Here is an 807-nt window from a genome sequence, read left to right as displayed (position 1 = left end):
GTGCGGTTCAGATCGAAGTCGCCCTCGAGCCACATCCGTTTCCACCTGAGGTAGCTCTGGTAGTCGCCTTCCGACGGCGGGACCCGCGACCGGTATGGATTCGGGCACACCCGCGAGTAGTGGGCCCACTCACCGCAGTACGGATTCCGGCACCGGTACAGCTGCGGCCAAATACTCTGCACGGGCCCCTCCCTCGCTCGCGGGTGCTCAGCCGACCCAGTGTGCCCGCCGGCGGCGACAACCGCAGCTCCGTTATACGAATGCTGGGACTGCGAGGAGCCCGAGAGACGATGATCGGCCGTTGCTCTACCCCGCCGGGCGGGCCAGGAAGTATGGATGATGCTCCGACAGCGGCAATACATCCCGGGCTGTCGAGGGCCCATCCGACCCACACCGTCCTGCAGGTTCGGGCGGGTGCGGGGGGCTGACTTGAGGACGCCACGGAACGACCCTCCGTATAGCCCCCGGATTTGACGACGGCCCAACGCCACAGCCGAAGGGGCGCGCCCGTCTACGTGCCTGCGTGGCGGGCCCGCTGCGCATCAGAGGACCTGGGTGTGGCTGGAGCCGGCGCCGTGACATGGATCGAGGTAACCGCAACCTCGCCGATCTTGGCATTGATCCGCTGCGCCAAGGCTTCGGCGCGGGTCTGGAGAGCGCCCGTCCAGGGGACCGAGGACGTCTCGACGAGTAGCCTTCCCCTGTCCAGCGATGTAGGAGTCGGCATTTCGCTCAACTTCAAGCCTCGATTGTCGTCGGCGAACTCGATCTGGATGGCCTCTGCCCAGGCATCCTCGACCGGATGGC

The 807-nt window shown here is 66.5% G+C and carries 2 protein-coding genes; both read right to left on the bottom strand.

Going from position 1 to position 807, the window contains the following annotated elements; genetic code table 11:
- Positions 1-182, bottom strand: a 182-nt coding sequence (locus tag A5780_RS42395; RefSeq protein WP_231983231.1) for a hypothetical protein, incomplete at its 3' end; no start/stop codon positions are given.
- Between the two features lie 329 nt (positions 183-511).
- On the bottom strand, positions 512-807 hold a 296-nt coding region (locus A5780_RS38575), incomplete at its 5' end, for a DciA family protein (protein WP_156769781.1).

It is taken from the genome of Nocardia sp. 852002-20019_SCH5090214 (genome assembly GCF_001665865.1).
Lineage (GTDB): Bacteria > Actinomycetota > Actinomycetes > Mycobacteriales > Mycobacteriaceae > Nocardia > Nocardia nova.
This window is presented reverse-complemented; position numbering and strand designations above follow the sequence as displayed.